We start from the raw sequence: 24,695 nt of genomic DNA, 5'->3' as shown, positions 1-24,695 counted from the left end.
GGCTCGCCTATCCGAGCGCGGTCATGCTGCTGAGGCGTGCAGCCCCTCCCGAATGCCTGGCAGCTCTGGTGTACCGCCCGTGCGCGCCGCTCCCCCAGCCCACACGGGCTGGCCGCTGTCGTCGACCTCGCACTGCACGATCAGCGCAGTAAGGAACTCCCCGAGCGACATACCGAGTGCGGCCGCGTTGCTAGCTGCAGCGAGCAGGACTGGGTGCGTCTTGACGAGCTCCTCCAAGAGTTCGCTGATGCCAAGCCCGGTGCTGGCCGCGACCTCGTGAAAGCCGCTGTGATCCTCAAGTGCGACCCTCGTCTGGAGCGTCTTGGTCGGACCGACGTGCAGACGGCGGCGACGTCCCTTCAGCTGCGACATAGGACAGATGATGTCCGGCTTGCTCATGCATGACTAGGACATCGCCTGGCGTGTCGCCCAACGTTGTGCATGCATGTGTCTCACTACCTGCATCGATTGCGATTACTTGACGCCAAGGTCGACTCTGGATCTTCGACGAGGTGGGAGCGGTGTGAGAGTCGTCGAGCGCCATCCGTCATGATCAAACTTACCCGTCCAGGATAGTCATCACTGTTGACAACGGCGTTTGCCAAGTAAATGCTGAGTCCGCTCGGCCGTGCGAAAGGAGGCCGGGTGGTTAGGTCTCCCGGCTGATTGCGGAGTCCAGCGTGGCGATACGGAGGAGTTCGCCGACCTCGTCGGCGGGGTGAGGTAGACGGAGTACCGCTGGGGCCACGGCATCCCGGATCGCAGCCGCAGCGGCCTGCAGCCGGTCACGGTTGGCAGCGAGGCGGAGGAGAGAGATCGCTTGGGAGCCGGTGACGGTGGCGTGGTCGCGTCGTGGCACTTCGGCGAAGGCCCGGGCTGCGAGCTCGGCGCCGCGGGTGGCGAGTATTTCGAGTTCGGCCCAGCGGTCGCCGGTAGGCCAGCGGTCGAGATTGCGGGTGGACAGCGCATGGCGTACGAGCGGCGGGATCTGGCGACTGAGTTCCGCGACAAGGTCGACGAGGCGCAGCCGGCCGGTGGAGGTCCGGCGTTCATCGGCGAGTGTCGGGTCGATGTCGAAGGCGGTGGCCACCTGGCGGCATTGCTCGGCGGTCGCGGTCAGGATCTCGACGGCACGGGCGGCGTTGGGCAGCTACAGATCGATCTCTGCTGCCTGGCGGGAGCACTCGGCGGCTCGGTTGAGCAGCACACGAGCCTCTGCGGGTGGGGTGTGTGCGTTGCCAGCCGTCATGGCCATGTCCCTACTCTGCGGCAGTCCCATGCACGCGCCGCCGGGTCCATGGATGGCGAGATCGCGAGAGGCCGCAGGGCGCGACGAAGGGGCGGCCAGGCGATGTTTTCTCCCCCATGGCCGCGGGGGCTGGAGAGCGGCGCCTCGGTGGTTCGGCGCACGGCGGCCAGGCGTTGCCGCCGGCGCGGACCGTTGGGGGCGGCCGCGGGTCGGCATAACGATGTAGGCGTCGACCCTTGGCATCCAACGCGGCGGCGAGACTCGCCTCGCCGCCGCCCCGTAGTGTCAGCGGTCCTTGCGTCCGGGAAGAAACTCGTTGAGAGCAGCGGCGGCAAGCTGCGAGCGGCTGTCGAGCCCGTGGCCATGGGCGAGCTTGTCGATGATCTCTAGCTGAGCCAGGGTCGGTCGGACCTGTACCTGCATTCCTCCGTGACCAGGTAGGCGCAGGCGATCGTCGCGGGCGGGGAACAGTGATCCGCGTGGCTGTGCCGCCGCGCGGGCAGCGTTGATGAGGTCGGGAATCCGGCCGTGGCACTCGTCCAAGGCCTGCAGCAGGATTGAGGTGTTGGTGCGCCCCCGTACGGCCCGACGGAATTCCTCCAGACGCTTGAAGACGGTTGGACTCACCAGGATCGCGGTGACGCGCACGGTCGAGGTCGGAGAGATCTCGTCGTGCTGGCCGGGGTGCATGTGCCGGGGAGCGAACGCGGCCGTGTCCATTGCCGACGCGGCCACCGCCTCAGCGCCGTCGGAGGGCGCGCTACTCGGCGGGGAGACCGGAACGAGTGCGGGCCGCGGTGCCGGAGAGTCAGCCGGAGGCTCCGCCGGGGGCTCGGCTGGCCGCCGCCGGACAAGGTCCCCCAAGTCTGCCGTCCGGTCCGGACGTGCGAACAGCTGACCAAGGTCCTGCTGGGGCATGCGACGCGGCGCACCGAGCTCGCCGCCTGAGGTGTCGATCATGCCGTGACCACGCTTTCCGTCTCCTCGAGCAGTGCTGCGCGCCGGGTGAGGACTTCGCGGGTCAGTGTCGCCAGGTCAGCGGCGACTGCGCCGGACGATCCAGCGATCAACTGTGACCGATCCGCCAGGCCGCGCAAGACGTCGAGGCCCGTCGGTCCGTTCGCTGCGGCAACCTCCAGCTCGTGGAACGGCTGTCCACGGCGGCGGGCATCCCGGGCCGGGGCTTCGGCGTGGCGGATGACTGCTTCGAACATGAGATCGCGCCCACCCAAGTCAGAGGCGACGTCGCGACGCACCTCTTCCCGAATGCGGCGAGCACTGGTGCCGGCCGCGAACAGGGCTACGCCGAGAAGCTCGAGGTTGGGGTTGACCCGACGCATTCGCGCGAACTCGTAGGCGATCTGCTGCATGCCCTTGCGCGACGAGTCGTCGGACTTGATGGGGATGATCAACCAGTGTGCGGCACCGAGGACGAGCTGCTGTAGCGGACGGTTCTCCGGCGGGGAGTCGATCAAGATCAAGTCGTACTGGCTGGCGATCGGCAGCAGGGAGCGCGCCAAGGCGAGGGTGGCGAACTCCCCGGAGTCGGCGAACCGCTCATACATGTACGTCGGAAGCTGACGGACCTCCGCTCCCCCGGGCACCACGTCGAGCCCGGGTCGCCCCCCCACGGCACGGACCGGGACGAGAGGGGTGCCGTAGCGGATGGCGTCGACGAGGCCCTTGCCGTCGTCGTCGATCTCCGGCTGTCCGGTGTAGCCGAGGTCCTCGCCACAGTTGCCCTGGGCGTTCACGTCGATGATGAGGACCTTCGCGCCGCCTGCGGCGACGAGGGCAGCGATGTTGGTGGTCAGGGTGGTCTTCCCGACGCCCCCCTTGCCGTTCCCAACGGCGATGACGTGTTCCAGGTTCTCGTGAGGAAACCTGGGCTCGTCGGGTCGTGTCCACGGGTCTGTCGTCACGCTGCCCACCTCTTTGGTCGAGGACCACCCCCCTACTCCCCCGCTCAAGAGGGATAGAGGCCGCAGGGCTTGAGTGTAGGGGCAGAGAACATGGCGACGTAATAGCCCACGTACGTGTCACCCAACCTCTCCAGGCACCCCACAGCCCCGTGTCCTCACGTAGTGCGTCGCGCACTGGTCCACGCGCCTTCGCAAGGCAGGGCATCGTGAGGTGCATCCGGCTGCGCAGGCCGGAGGAGACATCAACACTGCTGGACCGTAACCACCGCCGTGCCGCAAGTGGTGACGGGCGCACGTGGGTGGACGTCAGCGTGTTGCCCCTCAACTTCAGCTACCCGTCCTGATGGGCCTGTGGTGGCATCGACAGCCGTACACCTACGTGGCGAAGTCCCCGGATGACCACGTGGTCGGATGCCGGGAAGTGCGTGACCCTCGCTTGGGGCTCGCGAAGGGGATCGCACCAGCGCCCGTTATATACCTCCAACCCTGCCCACTAGGTTGGCCCGACAGGTTCGTCAAACGGTGGCGAGTCACCTCGCCTAATAGTGGAGATGCATTGTTGCTCCATATCATGCCGCACACCTATCACTCATTATTGGCCTCATTCGTGCGGGAACTATTGGGAACAAACGTGCGAGCACTATTGGCGACATAGAGGCATGCCTCCACGCACCAGCCTGAGTGTATAGATGATCAAGCAAGGTTGATCAACCTGGTGTTGATCGGCTGGGATGCCATGCGTGTACTCCGACTCTCGCACGAGGGGTCGTCGTCTTGCATCGCTACGCAGAAGCGCAAGATTCCAGAGGTCAGAGGGCCTATCTCCAGGGTTTCCTGGCCGTGGACGCCAAGCGGCGTAGGTGATTTCCGGACGCGCGTGACGACGTAGAGGAGGCCGAGGCCGGGGGCAGAGGCAGATGAGGACCGCGTCGCCCGCGAGCTCCTCCAGCGCTGTCACGGTCGAGCTAGGTGTTGGGCTGGCAGCATCGCTGAGGCTGACGAAGGCTGACAAGCACAGGGCCGGGTTCGGGCGTGGTTGACGCGCTGGGAGCGGACCTCGCTGCAGATGGAGCTGCCGAATGTGCGAGGCGACCGGGCTAGTCCGGAGGCAGAGGAGAGAGTTTCACTGTGGGCATGGAGGGGTGAGAGGTCAGCATCGAGGCTGGCACGCAGGGTTTGATGGCGGCTGCTGGATCAAACATCTGGCAGCGAGCCCTCGGCGAGTACGCATCATTCCAGGCGGAGGCGGTGTTGACGTCCTTGGTGAGGACGGTGCCCGTTCATCGAGCAGGCCGAGAAGCCTGCGCCGACGCCGGCGATGACGCGAGCAGATGGCGGCAGCGTCGGGTACGACCATGGTCAACTCACGAAGGATGAGCTAGCTTCGTGGGCGGCGTCCTGGCCGGCCATGGCCAGGGGGCATGCCTCACCTCGAGGGTCCTGTGGGGATCGCATCCCGGATCGTCAGCCACTCCGTCGGGGGTGTGGTGCGGCGAGGAGACGAGGACGCCAGGACGGCGGACTTCGGAGACTCTCGGCTCAGTACCCCGCAAGTGATGCTGGTCTGGTGACACCGGTCACCGTCAGGTAGTGGTCCAAGTCGACGATCCTGACAACGTCTCCCTTCTTCGGGGCGTGCAGTACCTGACGATCTCCGAGATAGATGCCTACGTGGCCGGGGTTGTCTGGGGTTCCATCGGATCCGGCCGCGAACAAGAGGTCACCGGGCTGCCACCTTGAGACATCGTTGACGGGGATGCTCGGCCCAGACTCGCCGGCCTGTTCGAAGGTTCGACGGGGTAGAGAGACGCCGGCTGCCTTGTAGGCAGCTTGGACAAGTCCCGAGCAGTCCCAGAGATCGGGGCCCGTGCCGCCCCATAGGTAGTGCTCGCCGAGCTGCTGGCGGGCGTAGGCGATGGCAGTTCGGGCGGCTGGGGCAACTGTGCCGCTCGGCGTGGAGGCTGCGGCGAGCGCGGCGGTCATCGCAGGCTCGGCGGCGATGATCTTCGCGACATAGGTCTGTGTCTCGGGATAGGGCGGCACACCACCGGCGGAGAGAACAGCCCCAGGGCCAGCGTTGTAAGCGGCGAGCATAAGACGGACAGGGTCGCCGAGGTGCGCGACGGATGCGGCCAATGCGCAGTCGTAGCGGGCTGCGGCCGGGATTGCGTCGGCTGGGTTGAAGGGGTCCGCACGGTGGTCGTTGTCACCGTCGAGGCCGCGGGTTGCCCACGTGCCGGGCATGAACTGGGCGATGCCCTCTGCTCCAACAGACGATCGCGCGAGCGGGTTGAAACCGGACTCCTGCTGGAGCTGTGCGGCCAGTAGCCCCGGGCTGAGGGCAGGACAGGACCGACCGGCGTTGATGATTGGCCCGACGTACTCCGCGGGGATGCCGGCGACCGGGCCGGTCACCGCCGATGCGCTGGTGTCGTCGGCGCCTGACGAGAACACCCCAGCGCCGGCGAGACCGCCGAGGATTCCGGTGCCAGCGACGCCGAAGACGAGTACAGCGAGCACGGCGATCACGATCGGCGACGTGGGTGAGGTGGACCCGGACGTGGACTCCGCGGCCATCACAACCCTCGGAACGATGCGTTTGTGATCGTTATGTTGCCTTCACGTGTACATGATCTCGTTTACGATCATTAGATTTGATTTGCTGTGAGGATGACGCTACCGTGACGAGTCCATCCACCGCAATACGCGCAAGTCATCTCGCTCTATGTCATATCCAGCTACAGCCGCTACCGGGGGTGCGCCGGGATGTCCGCAACGTCACGGGGCTGGGTTCCGCAGAGCGAGGAGGAGGAGATGGACGGACCTGGCACGTCCGCGGCCCTGCCTGCGGCTCCTGATGCGCCAGCGATGAGCGATCTTGTGCTGGTGGTGGCGGCTAGTGGAGGGATGGGCCGATCAACGACCGCGGATCTTCTCGCACGCAGGCTGTGTGCCGCCGGACCACTCGTGCTCATCGACGATGCTCCGGGGCTGTTCAGCTCCAGGAGGAACTTGCCGCGGGGTCGCAACGGTCTGGTCGCGATGCCGGGCTACCGCGGCAACTACCAGGTCCTCGCGCCGGAGGCCCCCATGACGCGAATCGAGACGATCGACATCGTGGAGACTGCTGACCCTGCCTGGACAACCCTGGTCGTCGACTCCTACGACTCCGTCCTGCAGCTGTTGTACGCCGACTCCTGGTACCGGCTGATGACCGAGCCAGGAGTGCGTGTCGTGCTCGTGTCGGCATCCGCTACCGGCCCCCTGCAACAGGCGATCGGTGCCGCCCGGGCCTTGCGTGAGGCCGGAGTAGCACCTGAGGACTTGGTGGCTGCGGTCGTCGACATCAGCGACGGCCGAATCCCCAGGCCGACACTTGCCCGGATGGTGATGTTGGAAGGCGAAGTCGGCGCGCTCGTGCGCGTACCCCATATGCCCTCCGTGCGCGCCGCGGGGCGGCTGGAGGCTGGTCACGGCGGCCGAGCAGCCCAACACGCTGCCGATGCTCTGGTACGACGACTCGCGCTGGAGGAAGCCGCATGATCCAGGAGCTCATGGCCCGAGGCACCCTTCTGCTGGCGGATACCCAGGTTCCTGCCACTCAGAGCCCCGGCACCGGGGGAGGTGGCGCTCCGACGCAGCGCGACCCGCTCGGCCCCGTGAACCCGAGTCTGACCGATCTTCCCCCGCAGGGCGCGGAGGCGCTGCAGAGGATTCTCGGCTGGGCGATGTACGGAGCGGTGACCGCCTGTGGGATCGCGGCGTTGGTTTCTGCAGGCTTCACTGGGTGGGCGCGCATGACGGCTCGCCCGCAGCACTTCGACCGCGGGTTGACTGCCTTCGTCTGGGCGGTCGGCTGCGGGTTCCTGGTCGGCATCGCGATCCCGCTCGTGAACAGCTTCTACAACCTGGCGATCTGAGTTGTCGACGGGACGGGAAACAGGAGAGCCCGATAAATGAGTCTGACCCAGCAGATGTCACCGAACGGTAGACCGTCCCGACGCCCCTCCGGCCTTCTTGTCTCCTTCGCAGCCGTGGCCCTGGTCGCCATCACGGTCATCCTGACCCTTGTCGTCACGGGAGGCGATGACGACGAGGCCCCAACCCCCCCAGCGCCCACCCGGTTCGGAATCCCCTCACCGCAACCGGTCGTGTCACCCACGACGGGCATGTCTTCCGAGCCGCTAATCCTGCCGCGTCCCGCCAGGACTGCGGCCAACGGTGTACCGGTCGGCTTTCCCCACACGACCGATGGCGCCGCCTCTGCCATCGTCCGCTGGAACTCTCTAATCGTTCCCGTCAATGAATCCAGAGAGGTCGATGTTCTGCGGACCATCGGTTCGCAGCACCTCATCGCATCAGCGATTCCAGAGATTCAGGAGGAATTCAGGGGGCAGACAATGTCCCCCGACCTGTGGGCGACCATTATCACCCTTGGCGTAAAGATCGTATCGGCTAGTGACGACCAGGTCGTGGTAGCGCTGCTGGATTCCATGGAGGTTGGCGATGCCCGAGGCCCGGTCAAGACAGTTTTCCGGACGGCTTCCCATCTTCTTGTATGGTTCGAGGACGACTGGCGTCTGGATACGATCGAGGATGCTCCAATAGAGCTTCGCACTCCTACTTCAAACGATCCCGCCCAGATCCGGGCGGCCGGCTGGGAGGAGTTCCGGCTTGGCTGACTGTAGCGGTTACAAAAAGCTAGGCCCGGACTGCTTGGCGGGCACGTTCACTGATGGCCTGAAGGATTTTGCAGGTAGGAACCTAAACGCCGCCGGAGATCTAGCTGGAGACGTCTTCGGAGGTGTTAGCGACGCCGTTGCAAGCAGCGCTTGGGGTGCGATTGTAAGACAGTTCTCAGATGCCGCCTTTGGCCTTATAGAAAGTTTCATATCGGCATGGCCGGATATCTCGCGTGTCGGTTTCGACGGTGAGGGTATTGAGGGCATCTACGATCTGTGTACGGTGCTGGGTGCGCTGGTGGCGGTGCTGGTGCTCCTGATCGCGGTGGTGCGGACGCAGCTGGCCGCTGACGGACGGTATGTGACAGCCGCTCTTGTTGGCCTAGCGAAAGCGGCATTGGCGATCGCTGTCACCGTGACGGTCACACAGACGGGGGCAAGCTTGTCCGGGGGCATCTGCGACTGGATCGTAACGGAAACCCACGGTGATGCGCAAAATTTCCTTGATCGTGCAAGGCAGGTGACGGTACAGCAGCCCAATACTGCACTGACACTGGTATTTGCGCTTGTTTCGATCGTGACTCTCCTGGTGCTGTGGGCGGAGATTCTTCTGGTGAAGTTGGCGATCGCGGCGCTGGTCGCGACGTCGCCGATCGGAGCCTCGGGATTGCTGTCTGAGGCCACGTCGGTGTGGTGGCAGCGGCAGGCGATGGCGACGTTCCGGCTACTTCTCGTGCCACCATCTATCACTCTATGTTTCGCGCTCGGTTTTAAGGAAGCCGAGACTGCGGAGGGTCTGACCTCGAATATTGTGGCGTTGATGACGTTGGCTGCCGCTGTGCTGTGCTGGCCGGCGCTGGCCCGGTTCTTTGCCATCGATGTGGATGGGCAGGTATCTGGAGGTCTCGGGCTACTCCTCGGCGCCGCCTCGAATCTGGGCTCGCGGTTCTCCGGAATGGGAAATCAGAGTGCGGGTAACCCGCTGGACCCGGTCGCCCTGCAGCGAGCAGGTGGGGCCGGTCAGGCCTCCAGCGGTGGCGGGCTCTCAGCGGCCGGCGCGGGGTTTCTGCCGATCGCGGCGACTGCGGCGATGGCTGCGGTGGGTGGGTTCCAGCGTGGCATGGGCCGTACGGCGGCGCACGCGGGTCTGGGGGGTATTGGCGAGTCGCCGGACACTCCGTGGCTTCGGGGCGGACGTGGGGGAGGGCGTTCGCGGCCCGCAGCGCCGTCACGTCCTGGTGGCGGGGGCGACATGCCTTCGCCCGCGCCTTCGCCCGCGCTTTCGCCCGCGCCGGTGCCACCGCCGTCGGCACCCGATGGGGCCGGCGGCGGTGGGTTGGCCGCTGCGGCGGATCCCGGCGTGATCGAGGGACCGCTGGTGCCGGACGGGCCGATGATCTCTCGGCCTGGCGACGGTCTGCCGATCGCGAGGCCGCCGTCCACCCGGCCTGAGCCCTCGGGACCGGTGGTCCCGCCTGTCGAGCCCGAGCAGGTACCCGACGGCCGGCCGCCAGTGAGGCCGGTTGTCCCTCTCCCCATCGGTCAGAGGTCCGGATCGGGCCCAGCAGGCAGACATGGGAAGTAGGCGTCAGTGAGCTCGGTGGAGACCTACCACGGTTGGAAACGGGACCGGGCCGGTAGCTGGGCGTTGGGGCTGAGCGTGCCGCGGGCGCTGTTGGTGGTTGCTGCGGTGGTGATGACGGGGTCCACAGTCGCTTACGGGGCTTGGTCGGCGGTACCCGTGGTGCTTCCGCTTTCTGGTGTCCTGCTGGTCACTGCATGGCTGCGGGTGCAGGGGCTCGCGGTAGGGGAGTGGGTGCTGCGAATGGTGCGGTTTCGACGTGCAAGGACTCGGCGCGAGACGTGGTACGCGGGGGCGGCGTGGCAGCCGGCGGCGGATCCGTCGGATCCGACCGGACTTCCGAGGATGGATCTACCGGGGGTGTTGGCCCCGCTCCGGTTCCTCGAGGAGGAATGGGGTGCCGGCATGCCGGTGGCGGTCGTGCATCACCCGTATGAGCAGCTCTACACGCTGGTTCTGCACATCGAGTTTCCCGGGCTGGCGCTGGCTGACGCCGCGGCCGCTGCCCGCCGGGTGGGCACCTGGGGTGGGTTGCTCGCCGGCTGGTGTGAGGAGGGGAAACCAGTGTCCCGGGTGGGGCTGTACCAGCGGTATCTGCCTGAGGACGGTGCCGAGCTGGTGCAGTGGACCGCCGCACACACCAGCGCCGACGCCCCATACCTGGCGGCCCGGACCTCGGCGGCGCTGCTGGGGGGGCAGCAAGTCTGGCAGTCTCGGCACGAGGCCTACCTGACGATTTCGTTGTCCCAGCAGCGGGCCCGCTCAGCGATCAAGGCTGCGGGAGGGGGGGACACCGGAGCGGCGGCGGTCCTGATCCGGGAGGTCGGAGCGGCGCTGGACCGCATGCGTTCGGCGGGCATCGAGGTTCGGCGTTGGCTTGCAGTACGCGATCTGGCGGAGGTGATCCGCACGGCGTTCGACCCGCATTCGGCGGCACCGCATACGGCGCACCGGGCCGCGGCCGCGGACCCGACCTGGGCGGGCCTTCCGGCGGGGGTGGACTTGGCGCTCGCGGGCCCGGCTGCAGCGGAGGCGCTGCTGGGCTCCTACCATCACGACGGCGGATGGTCGGTGACCTATCAGGTGTACGAATGGCCGCGCTCGCCGGTGGCGGCCGGTGGGCTGGTTCCGGTGCTGCGGTCGACCGCGACCGCGCGCCGCGCGGTGGCGATGCTCTACGAGCCGCTTCCACCGTCGCAGGCGGAACGGGCCGTGCTGGGCGACATCACTCGCTCGTCGTTCTCAGTATCCATGCGTCAGCGCACCGGTGGCATTGTGCGCACGACCGAACGCCAGGCCCTGGCTGACGCCCAACGTCAGGAAGCTGAGAACGCCCTCGGTCACGGCCTGGTGCGGTTCGCCGGCTACCTCACGGTGACGGTCACTGATCCCGAGCGGTTGGAGGAAGCCTGCGCGGAGTTGGAGGCGGACGCGGCTGGGCAGGGTTGCCGGCTGGTCCTGCGTCGGCTGTGGATGGCCCAGGATGCGGCCTTCGCCGCCACCCTGCCCCTGGGGCTCGGCCTGCCCAGCGCGGGGCTGTGGGGATGAGCCGACACGCAGCTCGGTCACACCCCCGGCATAGCCGGGATGATCTGACCTCCTTGCCGGCCTGGGCGCTGGGGGATCTGCTTCCCGCAACCCGCCCAGCGGCACCGCGACCCTCCGGCCCGACCGAGAAGGTGGGCCCGCCGCGGACGTGGATTCCACGCCGCGGACGGCGCGGTGCTTTCGGTGGCCGCGCCGCGAACAGCGCGCAGGCTGCGGTGTGGCGAGGGTCCACGGCTTCGGTGCAGGGCCTCTATCCGCTTCTGACACGGGCCGGGGTTCCCCCAGTAGGCGCTTACATCGGCTATGACGTGATCACTGGCGCTGCGTTTGCGTGCCATCCGGTGGAATGGCTGCGCCGTGGCCTGGTCCGCAACCCCAACATGCTTGTTTCCGGCAGTCCCGGCGCCGGCAAGTCCGCGACGCTGAAGGCCCTGGCATTGCGGCTGTCCCAGTTCGGGGTATCCACGCTGGTCCTTGGTGATCTCAAAGGTGAGTACGGTGCGCTGGTTCAGGCGGTCGGTGGCACTGTGAGCGAGCTTGGCCCGGGGTTGCCTGGCCGGTTGAATCCTCTCGACGCAGGACCGCTGGGGGCCCGGCTGCCGGCCGATCCGATCCTGCTGACCGAGCGGCTCGCTGAGATCGGACGACGGCGGCTGCGGTTGTTGGTGACCCTGGTCGGTGCCCGTACTCCCGTCGGCCCCGAGGATGAGACGGTTCTCGCCGAAGCGTTGCGGATCACTACGGGTGAGCAGCTGGCCTATACGACGCTGGCGGATCCGACGATCCCCGACGTGCATCGGGTGCTGCTCGATGCCCCGGACAGCCTGGTCGCCGCGGTCCGCTGCACGTCCCGGGTCGAGTTCGTCAGCCTGTTCCGCCGGGTCACTGACGCGCTGGGCAGCATGGTCCGGAACCTCGCTGGGATCTTCGACGCGCCGACCACCGTGCAGCTGGACTTCGATGGGCCCATGCAGTCGGTCGACATCTCCCGCCTTTCCCAGCGGGGTGAGGACGCTGTGGTGGTCGGGCTGACCTGCTTGTCGAGCTGGGGGCAGGCCGCGATCGATGAACCCGGCCGGCTGCGCATGGTGATCCGCGATGAGGTGTGGCGCCAACTGCGGGCCGGCGTCGACTTCGTCCGCAAGATCGACTCTGACCTGCGGCTGAGCCGTGCCGAAGGCACCATTCAGGTGCTCGCCACCCACCGTCTGGCCGACTTCGAGGCGGTCGGCGCTGCCGGCTCCGAAGCCGTCGCGATCGCTCGTGAGCTGGTGTCGTCCTGCGACGTGCGGATCCTGCTCGCCCAGGACACCCGCCCGCTGGCCGATCTGGCCGACACGGTTGGGCTCACTGATGCCGAGCGGCTTCTCGTCGCTTCGTGGGGCGGCGGCGACCGCGGGCGGGCATTGTGGAAGATCGCGGGGCTGGGGGGCTACCCGGTGCAGCTCGTCCTCACCGACACCGAAGCCCGCCTCTACCACACCGACGAACGCATGGCTGCCTGATGCAGGGCCCCGGATCGTCGCCCGGCGGGACCAAGCAGGGGCTGCTGTTGCCGCTGTCCATCATCGGAGCCGGCGCTGTCTACTACCTCTGGCGAGTCTGCGCCAGGCTCGGCGGACCGGGCGGCTATGTGCTGTTCGCGATTCTGCTACTCGGCGCGACCGGGCTGTTCGCCTTGGCGGTTCTTGCTCTGCGGCGCCTGCGGGGCGACGGGTCCGCTCGGGTTCGCCGCGATGCCTCCGCCCGGGCGGTCACCGCACGCGCCGCCCACCTACGTCCTGATCTCGGGGAAGCCGCAACGGCCATCGATGCCGCGATCCGCCTAGGTTTCGCCGGCGCCAGCGCCGTCCACGCAACTGTCGAGGACGGCTGCCTCATCGTCGGCCCCGCCCGTTCCGGAAAGACCCGCGGGCTGCTGGCCGGTGCAGTGGTCGACTGGCCCGGACCGGTCGTGGCCACGTCCATCCGCCCGGACCTGGCCGCGTGGACCGCCGCGGCCCGCGCACGTGAGCATGGCCCCGTCTGGGTGTGGAATCCCTGGCAACCTATGCCCCCGGTCGGTCAGCCGCTGCGCTGGGACCCCACCGGCGGGGCTGACGACCCCTCGACCGCCCTGCGCCGGGGTCAAGTTCTCGCCTCCGCGGCCCAGATCGGCGCCGGCACGGAGAACGGCTCCGACTGGCAGCAGGTCTCCGCCATCGTCCTCGCCGCTTACCTACACGCGGCGGCGCTGTCCGGGGCGAGCATGCGCGACGTTCTGGCATGGTCCTCCGATCCGGCGGATCCCACCCCTGTCACCGCCATCCGCCGTGCCGGCCTGGCCACCCAGGCCTGGGCTGAGTCTCTGGCCCGCTACTCCACCGAGGACCCGCGGATGCAGGCCAACATCTTCTTCGGGGTCCGCCTCGCGCTCGCGTCGTTGTGGGATCCGGTCGTCCTCGATGCTGCCTGCCCGCCGCCTGGTACCGGCTTCGAGATCGTCGACCTGCTCGCCGGCGGCACGGTCCACATCCAGGGCACCCCCGCTTCACAGCAGACGATCGGACCGCTGACGGCGTTGCTCGTAGATGAGATTGTCGAGGCCGGGCTGCAACGGGCGGCGACGTCCCCGGGCGGGCGGCTCGCGCCGCCGCTGGGTCTCATGCTCGACGAGGCCTCGAACATCGCCGCCCTGCCACGGTTGCCCGACCTGTTTAGCTACGGCGGCGGCTCTGGAGTCTTCCTCATGGCGGTCCTGCAGTCGTTGAACCAGGCGAGGCGTGCCTGGGGCGAACACGCCGCGAAGGCGATGTGGGATGCGGCCACCTACAAGCTGATCCTGCCTGGTGTGTCCGACGTCGCCGACCTGGAAGACCTGTCCAAGACCGCCGGCGAGTTCGACGAACCGACCGCCTCGGTCTATACCCGCGGAGGCCTGCTCGGTGGGGCCTCCGCGGGGCCGGATCAGATCAGCGTCAGCCCTCGTCGTCGCCGGGTGCTGGAACCTGATGAGATCCGCAACGCCCCTCTCGGCAACGCCCTGCTGCTGCCTCGTTCCGCGCCCCCGACCTGGATCCGTCTGCAGCAGGTCGACCGGCGTCGAGACGGTGCGCGGCTGCGTGCCGATCACGATGCCTACTACCCCCACGGAGTCTCAGCGCCATGACCAGGCCCGTGCCGCCCTCAGCACGAGGTGAGCTCGATGAGCTGCTCGGGGTCGTCTCCGAACTCGTTGACCGGGTACTGGCCATCGAACAGCGCGACCAGCGACCCGAGCAGGACACCGCGGACGCCCGACCGCCATTCTGCTGGGAGGAACTCGAGGCCGAGGAGCTGCGTGAGACCTGGCACGAGCTCGGTGCGTGGGTGCGCTGGTTGTGCGAACGTTTCCGGATCGACGACATTCCGCCGTGTTGGTACCTGCACGGCGACCTCGTCGAGGAACTCACGGGCTTGTGGCTGGCCTGGCTAGGTGCCTACCATGCGGGTGCCCGCTCGGAGGATCCGGTCCGCTGGCTGGACTGGCTCGCCCGCGCCCGAGCTCGCTTCGCCCGCCGTTCTCCTCGCTGCCAGATAAACGCGCACAAGGAGCATGGTTCCCCGCTGGTCCATGGCGAGGGTGACTTCACCGCGTTTGTTGACCTGCAGGCGGCCACGACCATAGCTACCGAGGTGTAATGGGCCGTCGATACAGCTTCTATGGACCTGGCGGTGAGGAGGTCTTTCTTGGTTGGGACGGACCGACCGGGACGTTCTGGGCTCAGATCTACCATCCCACAATGCCAGCACATCTGGCTGACCAGGGCTACACGCCGCAGACCTATGACCCGGAAGATCATCCAGAAGAGATTGTTGGCGGAGAACCTTTCGACGTTCTGGAGAGCTCGGAACTCGTTGCTCGTGTCGCCGCTGCTGGATTCGTAGTTCCGGAGGACATTCAGGAGCAGCTGAGGGATGACGACGATCCGGCTCGGACTCTAGGCGATACCGTGCGAGGAGTGACCCGGACGGCCGCATTGCGCCTCGACCGGCCGGGCCTTCCCCCAGAGGCACATCCCGAAATGCAACAAATGTTGCGAGGGGCCGCAGGAAAAGCGGCGGAGCGGCTCTCGGCGCAGGGCGCCAATGATCCCGAGCTATCTCCGGAGGACGTACGCAAGATCGACAAGATGATGGAGGAAATTGTCAGGAGGAGGGAGGCTCGGGTCACTGCGCAGGATCTGCGCGCTCGCCTGAATGCCACGCCACCTGATCCGGTCCGGAGGCAGGAGCACGAACGTGCCGAGCACCCCGAGATCGACGGCCCTGAGTACGGGGACGAAGGTCCGGAACGAGTCTGACACGAGCCTTTCCCCATCGTGATTCAGAACCGGCCCGTTTCGGGGATATGAGATTATCGGTCGCGGTCTGGGCCGGTGTATTCGGGCGGGTCGTAGGGATCAGTCGGGTTCTGCAGCGGAGGCTGCTCCTGCTCGTACCCCGGATTCGAGCGGTTGTAGAACTGTGAGGGGTTCTGTGCCCGATCCTGTGGCTGGCGGGGCTGGCCGCCGGTCGATGTCGGGCTGGTTTGAGCCAACCGAGTGCGGAGGTCAGCGAGGCGAGCCATGCGGGCGGTGGTGGCTATCCGGGCGCGGCTGTGTTCCAGGAGGCGGCTCGCCTGGAGATAGGCGGCACGCTGGTGAGCGGGCATCGACTGGTCAGGGGGAGCGCCAAGCGGTTGGGCGTCGCCGCTGATGGCGGATGCCTCGCGGTAGGCGGCCACCACGCCGACAGTGTGTTGCCACAGGGCACGGATCGTCGGGTCTTCCGGGACAGCGTTCAGGGCGTCGAGCGCCCAGGTAGGCGGCACGTTGACTGCCGCCTCACCCAAGGCCTCGGCGCGCTCGGTCACCTGGCTACGCAGGTGGTCCAGATAGTCCCGCAGGAGGCCTTCCTCCGCGGGGGAGGGCCCGAGCAGCACAGTGGCCGCGTCCGGCACTGCATCGGGGAGGGATGGGGAGGCTTCGGGCCCGAAGCGGTCCGGATGCGCATCGATGAGTCGTTGAAGTCGCCAGGTGAGCAGCTGTGGAACCGAACGGGCGTCGTCGATGGGCCGGTCCTGGAAGGCGATGGCTGCGGCGAGAGTCTCCGCTTGGTCGCCGCCGATCGGAGTGGCCACGTCGAGGGTGTGGGCGAGGGCGCCGAGAGCGGGATCAGACGCCGCGGCCGCGGCCACCTCCGCGGGCAGCACTTGCTCGAGCAACGCGACGAGAGCGGGAATGCGGCTGAGATCGGCCGCATAGTGGTAGCGGGCGGTGAAGCCAGCGAGGTCTCCGTCGGCGACAGCGAAGGCCTCGCGCAGCGTTTCGGTCGCGCTGCGTTGGCCGGAGTCGCGGCTCAGCACCGTGCCGAGTACGGCCCGCACGTCGCGGGGGAGCGGTGCAGCGTGATCGGCGTCGATATCGACCAGGGGATGGACAACCACATAGGCCTCGTTCGTCGCGCGTCCGCGGGTGAGACTGACATAGAGGTAGCTGGCGGAATCGGCTTCGGTGACGAGGACACGGGAGGTGTCGACGGTTATGCCCTGGGCGCCGTGGGCGGTCGATGCGTAGCCCAACTCGACCGCAGTGGCGACATAGCTGGCAGGCAGGGTGAGAGTGCCCTCGTGGTCGGTGTGGGTGACGGTGAGAGCACCGTCGGCGTGCACCTGGGTGACGATCCAGACGTCGCGGTTCTTCACGAAGTCCCGCCCGCCACGGGCGACGAGTGTGCGGTCGTTGCGCCGTGTCACGATGACGTCCCCGAGACCGGCGGTTGTCCCGTCGGGAAGGGTGACGCCGCTGGCGGAGACCTCCCCGCGGCTGAGTCGATAGGCCCGAGCTCGAGCGTTGAGCTCGGTGACGGTGTCGCGGTCGGCAGCGATGAGGAGGCTGCGCTTGCCTGCGGCGGTATCGGTCGCCCATCGGGTGAGCATGGTGGTCAGCAGAGTCTCTCTGTCGCCATCCACTACCCGCCCGTGGTCGATATAGGTTCCGATCACCGCGGTGTCCCCGGCACGTAGACGCAGTGATGCCGGCCCTTCCCACTCGGCGGTGAAGCGCCGTACCTCGGCGAGTTCGGCGACAGACGTGTCGGTAGCAAGCAGCCGCAACGCGCCGCCGGCTTGGACGGCATCAAGTTGACGATGGTCGCCGATGAAGCGGACGGCGGCTCCCACGGCCGCGGCCTGGGCGACGATGCGATCGAGGGCGAGCGTCCCGGCGAGGGACGCTTCGTCGACGAGCACGAGCGTTCCCGGACGTAGCTCCCAGGCAGGTCCACCCCGGCCGGGAGTGGTGGTCTCGTAGAGCCACTTGGCGGTGTTCTCCGCCCGCACACCGCCGCCGATCGACTCGGCCAGGACGGCCGCGGCGACCTGGGAGGGCGCGAGCGCGAGCACCTCACGGCCGGCGGCCTGCCAGGCCTGCACGACCGCTCGCATAGTGGTGGTCTTGCCCGCGCCAGCGGGGCCGATCAGGACGCCGAGCAGGGTGTCACGGCTGACCAGCTGACGAACCGCGTGGGACTGTTCGTCAGACAGCCCGCCGCGTTCGGCAAACGCGGCAGCCAACAGCGGGTCGACGGCGACACCGGCCGGGCGCGCTGTGGCAGCGAGGAGTCGGTCCTCGGCCGCGAGGATCGCCATCGAGGTGTAGAGGGTGGCGTCCTTGCGATCGAAGACGACGCCGCCGTCGACGCTTCGACGTAGCACGTCAGGCGCGGGAGGTTCAGCACGCGGCACGGTCAGCTGAACGCTGTGGACGGGGGAGAGAACGGCGGCGGTGACCTGCGCGACGAGTGCAGCCCGGTCGAGGACGTGTGGCTGCTCGCGGACCTGCCGGTGTGCTTCGGCTTCGACATGCCAGCGTCCCCAGGTGGAGCGTTGCTCCTGCACGGCCTCAACGGTGGCAGCAGCCAGCTGGGCGACGGCAACGGCGGTGATGGGTACCGCCGGTGCTCGCGAGGTGTCCTGCCCAGTCTGGCGGACCGCATCCATGAGCTGGTCGACGCCGTCGCGGCCGATGAGTGCCTCCGCACGGGCCCGCCATTCAGCCTGCTGGTCAAGCAGGGACGTGTGCTGCTTACGTGCGCGGGTGGCCAGCGTCGCCTGCTCGGCCAACCGGTACATGGTGGATGCATCGGGGGCCTGGCCGTGGGTGGTGCGGTAGTCGGCGACGAGGCGAGCAAGGTGGGTCTCGATCGCCTGGCGCCGCGAGGAGAACTCCAGTAGGAGAACGTCGGGCACTCCGACTATCTCCCGCACGGGTCGCTTACCACCGCGGACCCCGGGTTCGGTCCGGTTCGCGAACACGACACCGAGCCGAGCAGTGAGCTCCTGCTCGATGCGGCTGGTGTAGCGCTCGGACAGCGCAACTGCGGCTCTGTGGAGGGCTGTGGCATCCAACGCCCTCCACTTTCCGTCGAGGCCTTGGACTTTCGCGCTGATGACCACGTGGGTGTGCAGGTTTGGGTCACCGGCACGGGAGTCGAAGTGGTCGAACGCGGCGGCGATCAGGCCGTGGGTCTCGACCTGTGCGATGCCGCCTGCGCCGCGGCGGGTGAGCGCGATCTCGATGTCGGCGTAGTCCAGAACTGACTGCCACGCCACCTGGTGCGCGGCCTTGATCTCTGCCTGGATCTCTTCGTCGGCCAGTGCCAGCAGGACGTTGATGCTTTTGACCGGTGTGAAGACCAGGTCCCAGGCGCTGACTGCCTGGCGTTCTCGACCGAGCTCCTCGATCCGGATCCGCTCGGCCTCGTCCGGGGGGACCGGTGCGCCGAGCTCGGTCTGGCGGCGGGCGAGGCGAGCGGCTAGCCGTTCCTCAAGGGGCTGGAAGGCGGGGAACCTGCGGCCCAAGGGCTCGTCGGTGTCTGGGTGCAGCCCTTGGCCATAGAGGTTGGCCATCTGGGCTTCATCGACTTGGCCAGTGATGCCGGCGTGTTGCGCTCCTCGGCCATACCAGACGCCGGGCGGGTTGCCACTGGCCGCGTAGTAGCTGGCCAGCGTCTCCCAGCCGTGGAGGTTGTCGCCAGTGGCGACCTGACGTGTCAGGTAGGTGTATCCATCGCCCGCGCCGACGCGATGGACGGTCATCACGGGATAACTACACACCTAGATCACTATTAGTGCAAGAGGTGTGTCATACCATGATCTTTTCTTTCGATCTTCGCTTGCGAAGATCGAAAGAAAAGATCATGAGCAGGACGGGGGACTGAGAGGCGGGTTCGTCGGGGGGTTCGTTCGAGGTGGGTTGGGGACCGTCAGATAATGAGGAATCTGCGCATTTGTCAGGACGGAGGGTTAGCCTGCCGTCATGGCACGGACACGGAGTCAGCGGGGCGCGGAGGCACTGGCTAGGTTGCGAGACCGTCACCGGGTCGAGCAGGAAGTGACCAGGGCGTACTTCGACGCCGAGGCCGCAGTCGCCGCCGCCGCGACGGAGCGAGATCGTCGTCTCGCCGAGATGGCGCGCGAGCTCGGGGTCTCGACCACCGCGACAGTTACGGGACTGCAGCCTGCGGAGGTTCGCAAGGCGCGCAGCGCCCACCCGCCGCAGCAGGCGGCCGAGGATGATGATGGTTCTGCGGTGACGCCTGGCAGCGTCGACGAGAATGTGTCGGAGGAGGATCCGCCCGGGGTTCAGACGGAGGATCAGACGGTGGTCCCTCGCGGGGGCGAGGTGCCGCCGGGGGCGACGCTGCAGGAGACAGCGGTCGGTCCGGCGGGGCCGGTGAAGCTGGGAGAGTGGGGCTAGCGACCTGTCAGGAAGGGTGACCATGGTCGGTCGGCTGCTCGTGGCGGAGCATCTCCGCTTCGCCCGGAAGGTACTGGTGACCTCAGGTTGCGCGTACTGGCTGGGTGCTCTTGCCGACGACGGGTATGGCCGGTTCACCGCGTGGCGCGGGCAGGAATGGGTCACGTTGCGAGCGCACCGGTGGGCATTCGAGTGGACGACGGGGAGACCGATCGGCGCAGGCCGAGTGGTGGAGCACGAGTGTGACGAACCGCTGTGCGTGCGCCGTGAGCATCTACGAGAGTCCACGCAGGCGGACAACGTGGCCGTGACTGTCGCCCGAGATCGGGCCCGGAACGCGCATCGGCTCGGGCGCGCCGACATCCGGGGAGCGGCAGCCCGATCGCGGGCGCTGCGAGGGGCGCTGTTGGAGCTTCTTTCCCGCACTCCCGAGATCGACCTCGATGTCTGGGAGGCTACGCTCGCCGCGACACTCGAGCGCGTGAACGCGGACGGGAATCCGCGGCCGGGGCAGTATCTGCTGTGGTGATCTGGGCTCACATCGCGGTGTGCCCGTCGTTCCCGGTCGGCTCGCCCGACAGTCAGCGGCTGGGTGTGCGCCAGGGGACGGGGTGACCGTGGTCGGGATCGGCGCAGTCCCCGCCTGCCGCGGTGGGACTGGTGTAGATTTCTTGATCGTCTGCGTAGATGGACATCGGCGGTTCCTCTCCGCCTCCGAGAGTGAGCGCGGTGTCGATGTGGAGGATGATTTCGCCTCTTTCACCGAGTAGTGCGGTGATGCGCAGGGGATAGGCCCCCAGGTTTCCCGGCTCCCAGCTTGCAGCCGGATGCGGGGGCAGGATGGTCTGCATGTCGATCGATCCGCAGTTCATGGTGTGATCCATTGGGGCGGCTCCTTCGTGTTGCCGGCATGATCGGGTGTCATCTCGCCTTCGCCGGCCGGTCGTGGCGCGTGTAGCCGGTGAGGAACTGGCGGGCGTCGGCGAAGGACGCGAAGGGGTCAGGGTGGTGCGCCAGCGCAGTGCGCGCCTCGCGGAGGGTGAAGCGGCCGGGTATCGGCAGGTGCCGCCACAGAGTGAGGCCGCCAACGGCGAACCGTTGGGCCGGATCGCTCACGAGAGCGACTTCGCGAACTGCGCCAGCGCGGACGCTGGTGATCCGGGCCAGCTCCACTTGGCCGGCCTGCCGCTCGACAAGAACGAAGCGGCCTCGCTGTGGACCGAAGCGTGGACGCGGTTCGCTGGCGAGTACATCGGCGATGTGGCAGCAGGCAGCGGTCAGGGTTGGCAACCGAGGTGGGGGATAGGCGTCGGACGAGCCATTTTTCCGATCATGGACATCGACGTATCCGGCGCGCCAGCGGGTGGGCTGTGCGCGATGCAACCACCAGCGGAGGTCGTCGCTGCGGTAGAGGAGGGTGCCCGTGTACGGGTCCGCGCCGGCGGCTCGTAGGCGGCGTCGGATGCGGGCGGCAACGCGGGCCCGCGCTCTTTCGGCCGGGCTGGGTGGGGCTGACACCGCCGGGGCTGGCCCGGCCGGCATGTGGGGTAGGGGAAGCTGAGTGTGAACGGTATGCTGTTGCTTCTGATCCTCAGGGTTCGCCGTCATCGTCTCCTGCATCGGGGTCGCTCTGCTGGGCGATTCGCTGGCCGGTCGGATCCGAGCGCGAAGCCGACCGGCCAGAAGGCGTCAGATCATGGCCAGCGTCCGCCTGGCGGCGGTCCGATGACGGTGACGGTGGCGTTGTCGCGGAGGCCCGCCGCTCGGGCAGCTGCCATCACGCGGTGGGCAGCGGCGCGGGGGGCGGCGTCGGTCGCCAGGGCGGCGGCAATGGCCTCTGTGTCCACGACCCCGTGGACACCGTCCGAGCACAGCATGATTCGCGTGATCGGTCCGACGACGCGGATCGTGTCGATGTCGCCGTGGTGCACAGAGGTAGTGACGACGTTGTCATAGCGTGAGGCGATGCGACGTGCCCATTCCGGCTGGTTGACGTCGCGGTACTCCTGTCCGCGGGTTCGATCGGTGGTCACCTGCACGGCCATGCCCTCACGCAGGACGTAGGCGCGCGAATCTCCCACCCACGCGATGTCGACGCCGCCTCCGATGCGGCTTGGAATCGGCACGGCCACCACGAGAACCGCGTCGTCGACCTGGCCTGCGGGTGCGCCGGCAAAGAACATGGCGGCTTCGTGGCGGGCCGCATTGATCCCGGCCCACGCTCCGGCACGGGTCGCGGTCCTCGCTGCGGTTCGGGCGGCGTCAGCGGCCATCTGCGCGACGCTGTAGTCGTCTCCGATGCCGTCTGCGATTGCCCAGGCGGCGACGCCGTTGGTGTCACGCCATGTGGCGGCAGCGTCGGCCTGAACACGACGCGGTCCCTGGTCTCTGACCGTGCCGGCGGCGAGCCGGGCGATGGGCCATGCGGACTGGCTCATCGCGTCTCCCGCGGCGTGTGGGAGATCTCAGACTCGAGTACAGCAAGACGGCGCGCAAATTCGAGAACAAGAGCCTTAGGAATATCGATGCTCATTTCCACCGGCCAGTCACTCGGTGGAACCTTGATTCTGCCGAGCAGGAGACTACCTTCGACGCCACCTATTTCTAGGTCGTGTTCGCTGGCTTCCACGGCGATGCGCGCACTGGGAAGAATTAGAGCGAGGCTTTGAATAATCCGCCGCCTTTCTCTCTCTGTAGCACTGGCCGCACGCTTGGCGTCACGAGCTCGGGCCAAAGCAATCCGATAGGAAGGTAGCAGACGCCGCTCGATGTCGCGGGCAATGTCGATCGGCGCCCGCCGAGCATCTACAGTGATCACGTTTGGGAAGTTTCGATGGTGGGTCCAGTAGTTTGATAGACCTTCGTCAGGGTGACCCGTAAGTGCGGATATCTCGATCCGTCGACCCCCTCGTCGACGCTTTATGAGGATCGCCTCGCCGGTTTCACTGTAGAGAGATACCTCTGATGTCAGCCCGCTCGCGGGACGTGCCGAAGTCCACGTGATTCCCAATGCCGCCGCTATGGCTCGGGCGGTCTCAGTGAGAGGTCTGGAACTCTCAGCGAAGGTCATGTTTTCGTCCTTTGTTATTACGAACCGGTCAGCGGAGGCGGTTACCGCGGATCTGCGGTGGGGCCGTTGTGGCCCCACCGCAGATCGGCGCCGCTAGGCGTCGATCTCAAGTTCGTGGAGTTCGTAACGACCGGCTGCGCTGTCCAACAGCGCCGCGTCGAAGGCAGCGTCGAGCTCGCCGAGCACGGCGGCCCGGCAGAAGCCGGAGCAGAAGGGCCCCGTGCAGGGGGCATCACAGTTTCCGCACTCGGTGAGGGAGAGAATCTCCGCGGGCAGCTCGGTGGCCCCGAGCCGGACGAGGGCGGTGAGGTTGGCGGTCATGGTGTCTCCCAGCGGTCGGCCCTGAGGCGGGGTGGTTGGTGTGTTTCGGTGCTGGGAGACACGCGCGCGTGGGGGTCGGGTGCAACTGGGCGGCCCGGGTGGCGAACATGTTTTGGATCGCGGCTCTTTTTCGCGAGCCAAAAGATGTTGGCCACCCGGAATAGCCGCACGGTTGCGGCCGGCCTCCGCGCGTGCGAGGCTGCGAAGCCCGGAATACAGCGGCCTCCCCGCTGCCGGCGCGAGTGCGGGACCGTGGCCGCTGGCTCGACGGCCCGCGTTAGCGTGGCCGTCGAGTGCGGGATGAGCACCGGCCGCAGGCCGGTTTCCTTGTACGTCATGGCCGCGCGGCCTTGAGCGCATTACGTACCGGCGGTGGAGAGCGGGCCAGGGCCAGGGCGGTACGGATCAAGGGCCCCGCCGGGCGGGTTGGCGCGACGGCTCTGGGGTGTGGTCAGAGCGGGTCGCTGTCTCCTCGGTCAAGATGGCGGAGGAGGGCAAGCGCGCGTGAGGTCTGGTGGACGTCACGGGCGAGCGCGAGGACTTCGGCGCGTTCACCGAGGGAGCGGGCCTGCCAGTCGTCGGCCAGGACGTCGCCGTGCGCGATCAGAACCTGCGACCCGAGATCCCAGATGATCACATTGGTGGCGAGGGCGGCGAGCGCGAGCTCGTCGCGGTCGACCGCAACCCAGCGGATGGTGCGCGGATCGCCGCCGGCGTCGCGGATCGCCCGCGCGGCGGCGCGCAGCAGCCCGCCGGTTCCGGCGGTGGGCTCGACCACCAGCTCGCCGGCCTGCGGCACCGTGCCGCCGAGCCGGGCCAGCAGGTCCGCCAGGTCGGGCGGGGTGTAGTACTGGCCGCGTGCCGCGCGGGCGCCGCGGGTCCGCAGAACCATCAGCAGCGGGCCGAACAGGTCGACGTCGTAGCGGGCCGCGTCCAGCAGCTCGTGCAGCCCAGCCCGCAGCGCGGCGTGCACGACGCGGCGTACGGCGCGCAGTAGGTCGCGGTCGGGAGCGGGTTCGGTGAACCACGGCGCGGCCAGCAGCGCGATCCGGGGGAACAGATCGGGGCGGACGCGGGCAAATAGCTGCCAGGTCGCGCGTAGAAACCCGAGCAGCCCGTTGTCGTCCGTGTTGGTCAGCTGGGCTGCGACCCAGGCTCGTTCGTCGGCATTGTCGGGGGTGCGCAGTGCGAGGGCCGCGACGACCGACAGCGGGATCTCGGTCCGGTCGCTGGCCGCGGCGGTGTGCCATGCCTGGTCGACGGCCTCGGCGATCCGATGGGCCTGCGCGAGCGCGCCGGTCGGCGTGGTGGGCCGTGGGCGGGCCGGGCCGGGTGCCCGAACGGGTTGGGACGATGCGCTCATCGGGATCTCCATTCAGAGGCAAAACAGGTGAGCGCCCCTGCCATTGGCCTTTGGCAGGGGCGCTCACAGAGATCGACGTGGAGGTCTTTGTGGGGTGTGGTTGGGGCCGTGGGGCCTCGTGGGGTGCCCGCGGGAACCGGCCCCGCGGGCACCCCGGGGCGGGGTCAGCCGCCGGCGCCGGCGCTGGCGGTGACGGCCG

General features: G+C 67.7%; 23 protein-coding genes. 12 read left to right on the top strand and 11 right to left on the bottom strand.

What is annotated here, in order from left to right; all coding sequences use genetic code 11:
- Positions 1-21 precede the first annotated feature (21 nt).
- The 5 genes from AWX74_RS36230 to AWX74_RS36210 form a co-directional block, all read right to left on the bottom strand.
- Positions 22-399, bottom strand: a complete 378-nt coding sequence (locus AWX74_RS36230) for a hypothetical protein (protein ID WP_091286214.1) — start codon at positions 397-399, stop codon at positions 22-24.
- A gap of 250 nt (positions 400-649) precedes the next feature.
- A complete protein-coding gene (locus tag AWX74_RS36225; protein ID WP_091286211.1) occupies positions 650-1,090 on the bottom strand; it encodes a hypothetical protein in 441 nt (146 codons plus the stop codon).
- 444 nt (positions 1,091-1,534) lie between these two features.
- A complete protein-coding gene (locus AWX74_RS36220) occupies positions 1,535-1,969 on the bottom strand; it encodes a hypothetical protein (protein ID WP_091286207.1) in 435 nt (144 codons plus the stop codon).
- Positions 1,970-2,205: 236 nt separating this feature from the next.
- Positions 2,206-3,180 (bottom strand): ParA family protein, encoded by a 975-nt coding sequence (locus tag AWX74_RS36215; protein WP_165615939.1) that lies wholly within the window; start codon positions 3,178-3,180, stop codon positions 2,206-2,208.
- 1,530 nt (positions 3,181-4,710) lie between these two features.
- On the bottom strand, positions 4,711-5,700 hold the full coding sequence (locus AWX74_RS36210) for a C40 family peptidase (protein ID WP_165615938.1): 990 nt from the start codon (positions 5,698-5,700) through the stop codon (positions 4,711-4,713).
- A 438-nt stretch (positions 5,701-6,138) separates the two neighbouring features.
- Between AWX74_RS36210 and AWX74_RS36205 the strand changes: the two genes are divergently transcribed.
- From AWX74_RS36205 to AWX74_RS39720, 9 genes are all read left to right on the top strand, one after another.
- The gene (locus AWX74_RS36205; RefSeq protein ID WP_091286197.1) at positions 6,139-6,714 is read left to right on the top strand and encodes a hypothetical protein; all 576 of its coding nucleotides are present in this window, start codon (positions 6,139-6,141) and stop codon (positions 6,712-6,714) included.
- Positions 6,711-7,091, top strand: coding sequence for a hypothetical protein (locus AWX74_RS36200; protein WP_091286194.1), 381 nt, complete (start codon positions 6,711-6,713; stop codon positions 7,089-7,091). Before AWX74_RS36205 ends, AWX74_RS36200 begins: the two co-directional genes overlap by 4 nt.
- A gap of 36 nt (positions 7,092-7,127) precedes the next feature.
- Positions 7,128-7,853 (top strand): DUF8175 domain-containg protein, encoded by a 726-nt coding sequence (locus AWX74_RS36195; RefSeq protein ID WP_131799630.1) that lies wholly within the window; start codon positions 7,128-7,130, stop codon positions 7,851-7,853.
- 34 nt (positions 7,854-7,887) lie between these two features.
- Complete coding sequence (locus tag AWX74_RS39725) at positions 7,888-9,438, top strand: hypothetical protein (RefSeq protein WP_165615937.1); 1,551 nt, start codon at positions 7,888-7,890, stop codon at positions 9,436-9,438.
- A 6-nt stretch (positions 9,439-9,444) separates the two neighbouring features.
- Positions 9,445-10,983, top strand: a complete 1,539-nt coding sequence (locus tag AWX74_RS36190; RefSeq protein ID WP_341271991.1) for an SCO6880 family protein — start codon at positions 9,445-9,447, stop codon at positions 10,981-10,983.
- A gap of 308 nt (positions 10,984-11,291) precedes the next feature.
- Positions 11,292-12,488 carry a hypothetical protein gene (locus tag AWX74_RS36185; RefSeq protein WP_207550487.1) on the top strand — a complete coding sequence of 399 codons (1,197 nt, stop codon included), beginning with the start codon at positions 11,292-11,294 and terminating at the stop codon, positions 12,486-12,488.
- Positions 12,488-14,131, top strand: coding sequence for a type IV secretory system conjugative DNA transfer family protein (locus AWX74_RS36180; protein WP_091286185.1), 1,644 nt, complete (start codon positions 12,488-12,490; stop codon positions 14,129-14,131). The genes AWX74_RS36185 and AWX74_RS36180 overlap by 1 nt, the downstream gene beginning before the upstream one ends.
- Complete coding sequence (locus AWX74_RS36175) at positions 14,128-14,643, top strand: hypothetical protein (RefSeq protein ID WP_091286182.1); 516 nt, start codon at positions 14,128-14,130, stop codon at positions 14,641-14,643. The genes AWX74_RS36180 and AWX74_RS36175 overlap by 4 nt, the downstream gene beginning before the upstream one ends.
- 101 nt (positions 14,644-14,744) lie before the next feature.
- A complete protein-coding gene (locus AWX74_RS39720; protein ID WP_131799628.1) occupies positions 14,745-15,305 on the top strand; it encodes a hypothetical protein in 561 nt (186 codons plus the stop codon).
- 53 nt (positions 15,306-15,358) lie between these two features.
- On the opposite strand, the gene mobF is transcribed toward AWX74_RS39720, so the two are convergent.
- Positions 15,359-19,081 (bottom strand): MobF family relaxase, encoded by a 3,723-nt coding sequence (mobF, locus tag AWX74_RS36165; protein ID WP_091286177.1) that lies wholly within the window; start codon positions 19,079-19,081, stop codon positions 15,359-15,361.
- A 265-nt stretch (positions 19,082-19,346) separates the two neighbouring features.
- On the opposite strand from mobF, the gene AWX74_RS36160 reads away from it, so the two are divergent.
- Both AWX74_RS36160 and AWX74_RS36155 read left to right on the top strand, forming a co-directional pair.
- Positions 19,347-19,742: a hypothetical protein gene (locus tag AWX74_RS36160; RefSeq protein WP_165615935.1), complete on the top strand. Its 396-nt coding sequence runs from the start codon at positions 19,347-19,349 to the stop codon at positions 19,740-19,742.
- A 22-nt stretch (positions 19,743-19,764) separates the two neighbouring features.
- Positions 19,765-20,271 (top strand): HNH endonuclease, encoded by a 507-nt coding sequence (locus AWX74_RS36155; protein WP_091286168.1) that lies wholly within the window; start codon positions 19,765-19,767, stop codon positions 20,269-20,271.
- 52 nt (positions 20,272-20,323) lie between these two features.
- Here the strand turns inward: AWX74_RS36155 and AWX74_RS36150 are convergent, their stop codons facing one another.
- On the bottom strand, positions 20,324-20,626 hold the full coding sequence (locus AWX74_RS36150; protein ID WP_091286163.1) for a hypothetical protein: 303 nt from the start codon (positions 20,624-20,626) through the stop codon (positions 20,324-20,326).
- Positions 20,627-20,747: 121 nt separating this feature from the next.
- Between AWX74_RS36150 and AWX74_RS39715 the strand changes: the two genes are divergently transcribed.
- Positions 20,748-21,194, top strand: a complete 447-nt coding sequence (locus tag AWX74_RS39715; protein WP_165615933.1) for a hypothetical protein — start codon at positions 20,748-20,750, stop codon at positions 21,192-21,194.
- A gap of 242 nt (positions 21,195-21,436) precedes the next feature.
- On the opposite strand, the gene AWX74_RS36140 is transcribed toward AWX74_RS39715, so the two are convergent.
- From AWX74_RS36140 to AWX74_RS36130, 4 genes are all read right to left on the bottom strand, one after another.
- On the bottom strand, positions 21,437-22,180 hold the full coding sequence (locus tag AWX74_RS36140) for a PP2C family protein-serine/threonine phosphatase (RefSeq protein WP_091286153.1): 744 nt from the start codon (positions 22,178-22,180) through the stop codon (positions 21,437-21,439).
- The gene (locus AWX74_RS40450; RefSeq protein ID WP_165615932.1) at positions 22,177-22,812 is read right to left on the bottom strand and encodes a hypothetical protein; all 636 of its coding nucleotides are present in this window, start codon (positions 22,810-22,812) and stop codon (positions 22,177-22,179) included. The genes AWX74_RS36140 and AWX74_RS40450 overlap by 4 nt, the downstream gene beginning before the upstream one ends.
- A 93-nt stretch (positions 22,813-22,905) precedes the next feature.
- The gene (locus AWX74_RS36135) at positions 22,906-23,133 is read right to left on the bottom strand and encodes a hypothetical protein (protein WP_091286150.1); all 228 of its coding nucleotides are present in this window, start codon (positions 23,131-23,133) and stop codon (positions 22,906-22,908) included.
- 451 nt (positions 23,134-23,584) lie between these two features.
- A complete protein-coding gene (locus tag AWX74_RS36130; RefSeq protein WP_114476454.1) occupies positions 23,585-24,496 on the bottom strand; it encodes an N-6 DNA methylase in 912 nt (303 codons plus the stop codon).
- Positions 24,497-24,695 lie beyond the last annotated feature (199 nt).

This window comes from Parafrankia irregularis (genome assembly GCF_001536285.1).
Lineage (GTDB): Bacteria > Actinomycetota > Actinomycetes > Frankiales > Frankiaceae > Parafrankia > Parafrankia irregularis.
The sequence above is the reverse complement of the archived record's forward strand: the minus strand, read 5'-3'. Positions and strand labels throughout refer to the sequence as shown.